Origin of the sequence: Streptomyces sp. NPDC060035, assembly GCF_042736635.1 — a bacterium.
Taxonomy (GTDB): domain Bacteria; phylum Actinomycetota; class Actinomycetes; order Streptomycetales; family Streptomycetaceae; genus Streptomyces.
The window spans coordinates 60035-66681 of sequence record NZ_JBHWVO010000034.1 but is presented as its reverse complement, the minus strand read 5'-3'; the positions used below and the strand labels follow the sequence as shown (position 1 = coordinate 66681).

Annotated in this window: 8 protein-coding genes; 3 read left to right on the top strand and 5 right to left on the bottom strand. The window is 69.4% G+C overall.

What is annotated here, in order from left to right; genetic code table 11:
• Positions 1–127: 127 nt before the first annotated feature.
• The 3 genes from ACFWBQ_RS34220 to ACFWBQ_RS34210 form a co-directional block, all read right to left on the bottom strand.
• The gene (locus ACFWBQ_RS34220) at positions 128–1342 is read right to left on the bottom strand and encodes a cytochrome P450 (RefSeq protein WP_385506341.1); all 1215 of its coding nucleotides are present in this window, start codon (positions 1340–1342) and stop codon (positions 128–130) included.
• A gap of 152 nt (positions 1343–1494) precedes the next feature.
• Positions 1495–1788 carry a glycoside hydrolase family 6 protein gene (locus tag ACFWBQ_RS34215; protein ID WP_385506338.1) on the bottom strand — a complete coding sequence of 98 codons (294 nt, stop codon included), beginning with the start codon at positions 1786–1788 and terminating at the stop codon, positions 1495–1497.
• 22 nt (positions 1789–1810) lie between these two features.
• A complete protein-coding gene (locus ACFWBQ_RS34210) occupies positions 1811–1960 on the bottom strand; it encodes a hypothetical protein (RefSeq protein WP_385506335.1) in 150 nt (49 codons plus the stop codon).
• Positions 1961–2379: 419 nt separating this feature from the next.
• Here ACFWBQ_RS34210 and ACFWBQ_RS34205 point away from each other — a divergent pair, with 419 nt between their 5' ends.
• From ACFWBQ_RS34205 to ACFWBQ_RS34195, 3 genes are read left to right on the top strand one after another with little or no spacing between them, the layout of a single operon-like run.
• Positions 2380–2802 (top strand): hypothetical protein, encoded by a 423-nt coding sequence (locus ACFWBQ_RS34205; protein WP_385506334.1) that lies wholly within the window; start codon positions 2380–2382, stop codon positions 2800–2802.
• Complete coding sequence (locus ACFWBQ_RS34200) at positions 2730–3593, top strand: carbon-nitrogen hydrolase family protein (RefSeq protein WP_385506332.1); 864 nt, start codon at positions 2730–2732, stop codon at positions 3591–3593. Before ACFWBQ_RS34205 ends, ACFWBQ_RS34200 begins: the two co-directional genes overlap by 73 nt.
• A gap of 3 nt (positions 3594–3596) precedes the next feature.
• Positions 3597–4004 (top strand): hypothetical protein, encoded by a 408-nt coding sequence (locus ACFWBQ_RS34195; RefSeq protein WP_385506329.1) that lies wholly within the window; start codon positions 3597–3599, stop codon positions 4002–4004.
• Between the two features lie 82 nt (positions 4005–4086).
• Here the strand turns inward: ACFWBQ_RS34195 and ACFWBQ_RS34190 are convergent, their stop codons facing one another.
• Together ACFWBQ_RS34190 and ACFWBQ_RS34185 are read right to left on the bottom strand one after the other, a co-directional pair.
• Positions 4087–5295: a PP2C family protein-serine/threonine phosphatase gene (locus ACFWBQ_RS34190; RefSeq protein WP_385506327.1), complete on the bottom strand. Its 1209-nt coding sequence runs from the start codon at positions 5293–5295 to the stop codon at positions 4087–4089.
• A gap of 27 nt (positions 5296–5322) precedes the next feature.
• A complete protein-coding gene (locus tag ACFWBQ_RS34185) occupies positions 5323–6099 on the bottom strand; it encodes a GNAT family N-acetyltransferase (RefSeq protein WP_385506324.1) in 777 nt (258 codons plus the stop codon).
• Positions 6100–6647 lie beyond the last annotated feature (548 nt).

The window sequence follows — 6647 nt, the reverse complement described above, 5'->3', positions numbered from 1 at the left end:
GGTCCGGAGCTGTGCGCTCCGGACGGCCGCCGTCGACTGTCGGCGTCGAAGGACGTGCCGCCGTCGGCTGTCGGCGTCGAAGGGACGTGCCGCCGTCGGCTGTCGGCGTCGAAGGGACGTGCCGGTGTCAGCCCAGGCGTACCGGAAGTGCGCCGAATCCGTAGGCGATGAACGACTCGACCTGTCCTGCCGGGGCCGATGGGTCGGCCAGGCGCAGGCCCGGGAAGCGCGCGAAGAGCGCGGGCACCGCGATCGTCGCCTCGAGCCGGGCCAGCGGGGCGCCGATGCAGTAGTGCACGCCGTGACCGAAGGAGAGGTGCTCCTTGGCGGTCCCGGCAGGGTCGAAGCGGTCCGCGTCCGCGCCGTGACGGTCCGGGTCACGCCCTGCGGCGGCATACGTCGCGAGGATCGCGTCGCCGCGGGCGATGGTGATCCCGTCGTGGAGCTCGATGTCCTCGACTGCATAACGCAGCGGCAGGTTTGCGATCGGCGGGGCCCAGCGCAGTGTCTCCTCGACGACGTCGCTCCAGGTGACCTCCCCGCCGAGTACGCGTGCGAGCTGATCCGGGTGGGCGAGCAGTGCGTGGACGGCATTGCCGATGAGGTTGACCGTGGTCTCGTGGCCTGCCCCGATGACCAGGAGCAGCGTGTCGATGAGCTCGTTCTCGGTGAGGCCCGAGCCCTCCTCGTCACGGGCGGCGATCAGCACGCTCGTCAGGTCGTCGCCGGGCTGCTCCCGTTTGGCCGTGACCAGCCCCGTCAGGAGGCGGTGGACCTCCTGCCAGGTGGCGAGGGCCTGTTCGGGCGTTGCGGTGGTGTTCACGATCTCGCTGACGAGCCTCGCAGTGTCCGCCCGGTGGCTCTCGGGGAGGCCGAAGAGTTCGCAGATGACCTCCATCGGCAAGGGGTGCGCGTAGGAGGCGCGCAGGTCCACGGGCCTGTCGCCGACGGCGGCCATCCGGTCCAGGAGCCGCGCGGATATCTCCTCGATACGGGGCCCGAGGGCGTCGGTGCGTCGCTTGGTGAACGCGGGAGAGACGAGTGTGCGCAGCCGTCGGTGGTTGGCGCCGTAGGCGGTGAACATATTGGTCACGCCCACCCAGGAGTTGATCCATGTCTCCCGGAACCGGCCGTCGATCCAGTCGGGCCAGTGCCGGTTCGGGTCCTTGGACACGCGGTCGTCGGCGAGGAGTTGCTTCAGGACGTCGTGGCCGGTGGGTGCCCAGGCGACGATGCCGCCGGGAAGCTCCACCCTGGCGGCGGAACCGCAGGGGCGGAGCCGGTCCGCCTCACCGTGGATGTCGCGGCCTGCGGGGTCGATCACGACGGGCTGCTGTCCCATGGAGAACTCCTGCGTGTGGGCGGCGGGTCGAGTCGAGCGTAGAGGCGCAGGAGTTCATGATCCGAACAAACTGACGGGATGTGGGACACGCCTCAGGGGCGGAGCCGGGCTGCACACGCATGCCCCGGCTCCGCCCGTCGCCGGCTGAGCTGTCAGAAGAGCGGCGGCTGCGCGAACCTGACCAGTTCCAGGGGCTGTTGCGGGAACCAGGCCCCTGCGGCCGGGGCGACGGTGCCACGCTCCGGGTCCTCGGGACCGTTTGTGCCACGCAGGCAGAGGCCGTCCAACTCCCCCGGGATCTTGATCCACAGCGTGGCGTCGTGGAGCGGGGAACCTGTGCGGATGGTGGGCCGTGCGCCCAGGCCGCGGTCCGGCGGGTTGCACCACTCCTGCGCATCGGTGTGGAGGTCGTCCATGGTGCAGTCCAGGATGTCGAGCAGGGCCATGAGGATCTTCAGGCTCAGTCGCTCAGGTCTCCACGACGAGCCGGTAGACCTGGCTCGACGACAGGTTGATGCCGCGTTCAGCGAGCGGAGGGATGAGGCCGGTGGTAGAGAACATCCCGCGGTCGGCCATGACTTTGCGCAGGTGCCAGTGGTAGTCGAGCTTGGCGGCCATCGCCGGATCCCTCCTGTCAGGCTCCGGCGGCTCCTACGACGGCTTCGCCGTCGCAGTCGCGGCAAGGAGACCACGTACTACCAGCTCCAGGGCGCCCGGCAACACCTGCGGGCAGGCGTCTGTCTCCTGAACTGGCTCGAAGGCTAGAACTTGACCCTTGCCACCTGCCGACAGGCCGATCTTGAACGTTGGATGACCAGCGAGGACGCCCGTCTTCGCCAGGAGGCAGGCCACTTCGTGCGCTGGGCCCTCTCCCAGAAGATCGCCCGCGATCTCAGCTTCCCGGCCGAGCGATGGAACGGCCCCTCCCAGCCGATGGACGACGAAGCCCGCTGGGACACCGCCCGACGCCTCCTGCACGACGACACCCTCAAGCCCGAAGACCGCCTCGCCGGCCTGCTGTTGCTCCTCTACGCCCAGTGGCCCGCGGCGATCTCCCGCTCAACGTCGACCACATCGAGGAGACGAACGGAACCGTCCGCATCCACCTCGGCGCCGTCCCGGTCGAGCTTCCCACACCGGTCGCTGAACTGGCCCTCCAACAAGTCGCGGTTCGCCGCAGCCATGCCGTCCTCGGCCGGACAGACTCGCTCTGGCTCTTCCCCGGAGGTCAGCCCAGCCGCCCGATCAGCGCCTGGGCCATGGGCGAACGACTCCGCAAACTCGGCATCCGCCTCGCCCAGGCCCGCTCGACCGCGCTGTTCCAGCTCGCCACCGAACTGCCCGCCGCGGTCCTCGCCCGCACCCTCGGCATCACCGTCGCCGTCAAATGGCAGCGAGCCGCCGCCGGAGACTGGGCGGTATACGCAGCCGAGATCAGCCGCCGGAAGAAGGATGCATGAGGGTATCGCTAACGGTCGCACAGTTCCCTATCACCTGGGACGTTGAGCGGAATGTGGAGTTGATCTCCGAGGTCTTGGCCGAAGCCCGGCCCGACGACATCGTCGTCCTGCCCGAGGGTGCACTGTCAGGCTACGGGCCTGACCTCTCCGTCCTGGGCGACCTCGACACTCTGGCCCTGGCGAACGCCACAGACCGTGTCGCCGACCTGGCGCAGCGGAAAGCGGTCCATCTGTTCTGCGGCACGTTGCTCTTCGACCAGGGAGTCTGGAGCAACGCCGCCGTCTATTTTTCGCCCAACGGCGCGAGGTGGATCTATCGGAAGATTAACCTGGCGATGAACGAACGCGGCCGACTGGAAGCGGGGACCGACCTCTCCACCCTTTCCATCCCGATGGCCGGCGGGCAAGTCAGCCTCGGTGTCCAGATCTGCCGCGAGATCCGCTTCCCCGATCAATGGCAGCACCTTGCCAGCAGCGGAGCACAGGCGTTCATCTATCTCACCCACGCCGCAAACACAGCCGAGCCAGCTGGGGTTTGGAGAAGCCACCTCATCAGCCGCGCAGCGGAGAACCAGAGGTTCGTCCTTGCGGCGAATGTCGCGGACCCTCACCAGCACTGCCCCAGCATGATCATCTCGCCGCGAGGAGAGGTCCTGGCCGAGGTGACCTCCGGCGACACCGCCGTCATCAGAACCACCATCGATCTCGACCAGTGCGGCAGTTGGTACCTCGGCCAGCGGCGGCAAGACCTGCTGAGGCTGTCCTACGAAGGACGGGGCAGATCAAATTAAACGGTGCAAAGGGCGACTGCCCGCAGGCAGGCATTCGGGGGGTTCCCATACCCGAGCCCACCACTACGGGTCTCCGAGAAGCGCACACGTCAGGCCGTCGACCGGCTGGTCACCCTCCAGTTCGACCGGCACGGCGACCGGCTGTGGGACGAGGCCAAAGCCCTTCTGGACCACGAGCACGCCCGGATGCGGATCGGACAGGTCGCCGTACCGTTCGGGATCTGCGTCGAGCCCAGCAACGTCAAGGCCGGCGGTCACGCCTGCCCGTTCCGGTTCCGGTGCCTGGGCTGTGATCACACGGTGAGCAGCAGAGCCGCCGCCAGGGCGAGCGGCAGGGCTGTGACAAGGGTTGCGGGGGTGCGCATGGTGTCCATCCTCGGTCGCTACGAACGGGCGGGAGCGCCCCCATGAGCGTTACCGAGGGTCATGTATGCGTCAAAACTGTTGCGGCTGCTGCTTCGTGGGACCGCTCTCCCGGGACGCCTGTGCAGGGTCAGTGGTCGCTCAACGCTCCCGCGGCGCGCCGTACGGCATCACTGTCCGGCAGCTGCCTGCCCCCGTTCGGCGGCCCGGTCAGGACGAGCGCCGCCACGTCGTCACGTCGCACTCCTCCGGAGAACTCCTCCAGGTCGGCCTGGAGGGCATCCAGCACCTGCCGCGGATCACGCCCCGCCCACCGGGCGAGACGGTCGTCCAACGGGTAGAAGGACCCCGCGGGGTCGCGGGCCTCGGTCACGCCGTCCGTGAACACCAAGAGCGCGGCGCCATGCGGGAATCCGAACCATTCCGCGGCGCGTGCCTCCCTGCTGAGGTCCGCCAGCCCGAGGGGTACGGACGTCCGGTGCAGGGCGACCTTCGACGCCGATCCGGCGTGCAGCAACCGCGGCGACAGGTGCCCGCAGTTCACGGCCTGCACCCGGTCGCCCCCGTCGAATCCGAGCACCAGAGCGGTGACGAAGCGCTCGGTCTCTCCGGTCTCGGCGGAGAACTGGTTGTGCCGGGACACCGCAGCCTCCAGAGCGTCGGCCACCGCGGTGAGCTCGGCCTCCCGGATGGCCGCTTCGCGGAAAGCACCGAGTGCGGCGAAGCCCGCACCGATCGCGGGCAGTCCCTTGCCCTGGACGTCACCGATGATGACGCGGGTCCCGTAGGACGACTGCACCACCTCGTAGATGTCGCCGCCGACGAAGCGGTCCTCCTCGATCGGCTCGTAGATCCCGTGTACCCGGACCTGCTCGGTGACGATGGGCAGCGGCCGGAGAATCTGTCTCTGGAGTGCGACGGCCGCCGAACGCAGCCGGGCGATCTCGGTGGCATGCCGGATACGGGCGGAGCAGGCAACGACTCCCAGGGCGCTGGCCAGAGCGGTGAAGCCGATGACGAAAGCGACGTCCCAGAACGCCCCGGCGGACGCGATACGGGAGCCGACCACCACCACCATGACCCAGATCGCCACACAGACGGTCTGGCGGACCGTACAGAAGACCGACGCCAGTGCGGGCAGGACCACCAGGAGCGGAATGAGGGGCAGGTCCTCGCCGGTGAAGGCGTCGAGGACGACGATCAGCGACGTCAGCAGCACCAGCCCGACGGCGAGCACCCAGTTCCTGATGCGGGAAGCACCGGCCGCCGCTTCACCCGGATCCGTCCCGGGCAGCGGCGTCCGGCGCGCCGCTGCCGGCAGCCGGAGCCCCATGACCATGAAAGGCCTCCTGCCGATTCGTCGCTGTCACCCCACTTGTTCCAAGCTACCTTTCCCCTGGGCCGGGGTCCTGACGTCGTTCCGCGGCTCCGGATCCGTCGGGACCAGCGCCGAGAGGAACGAGGTCCGGCGGCGCAGCCGGAAGCCGAGGGATTCATAGAGCCGGATGGCGTTGACGTTCGACCCGGCGGCGTGCAGGAAGGGCGTCTCGCCGCGCTCCTCGATGCCGTGGGCGACGGCCTTGACGAGCCGCGTCGCGAGCCCCTGTCCCCGTACGGATTCGTCGGTGCACACGCCGCTGATCTCGGTCCAGCCGGGAGGGTGAAGCCGCTCGCCCGCCATCGCGACCAGCACCCCGGAACGCCGGATGCCCAGATAGGTGCCGAGCTCGACCGTGCGCGGGAGGAAGGGGCCGGGCCGGGTGCGCGCGACGAGTTCCAGCATCTCCGGCACATCGGCGGGGCCGAGGCGCAGCGCCTCCGGGTCGGGTGCGGTGTCCACGCCGTCGTCCACCAGCTGCACACCCTCGGCCTGGAAGACGATCTCCCAGTCGTCCGGTGGCGGCTCGCGGAAGGCGGTGAGGGTGACGGACGCACCCGGCCCGGCGAGCGCCGCGACATCGGCCCAGTCCCTGGCCTCGGGCCTGTCCGGCAGGGCGAGCCACGGTGTCACGTCGGGCGGGTAGCGCAGGATGCGGCCCCGGTGCTCCGCGAAGTGGGCATGGGGCCCGGTCAGCGAGGCGCGGGCCGGGTTGTCCAGCGGGTGCGCCGTGTCCGCGGGCGCCGGGCGGCCGGGGTGGCTCATGCCGCCACCCCGTTTGCGATCGCGCCGGTCCCGTCGGGTGCCGCTGCCCGGGTCCGTCCGGCGGCACCGGGGGCGGGTATCGGAGACTCCGCGGGGCTTCTTGTTCCGGGTCCGTCATGGCGATCGCGTACATAGGCCTTGGGCATGAGCTCCCTCGCTCCGGTTGATCTCAGCAGCTGACGACAGCATCAAAAGGCCCATTCGTCATGCACCTATTCCCGGGTCGCCCGACTGTTCATGAGCGTGCAATCAAGGCATCGGGCCGCGGGCCCCGACGGCCGGTGAAAAGACGGTCCGCCGGATCGTGCACCGCTAACGGGATCGTGCCCCCAACGCACCCCTGCCTGTGGCACTCTGGAGACGGCCGCCCCACCGGGCTCCCCCGTACCGGTGGGGCGGTTCTGTGTTTTCTCGCGCCCCGCGGGCTTCGGGTAGACGGCCCCCGGGGGGCGATGGAGGCGATTTCCGGCCAATTCCGGCGGCGTGCGCGGCTCAAATCCGCCCTCTGCGCATGCGGGCCGAACCTACGGGCAGGCGCCCAGACCTCA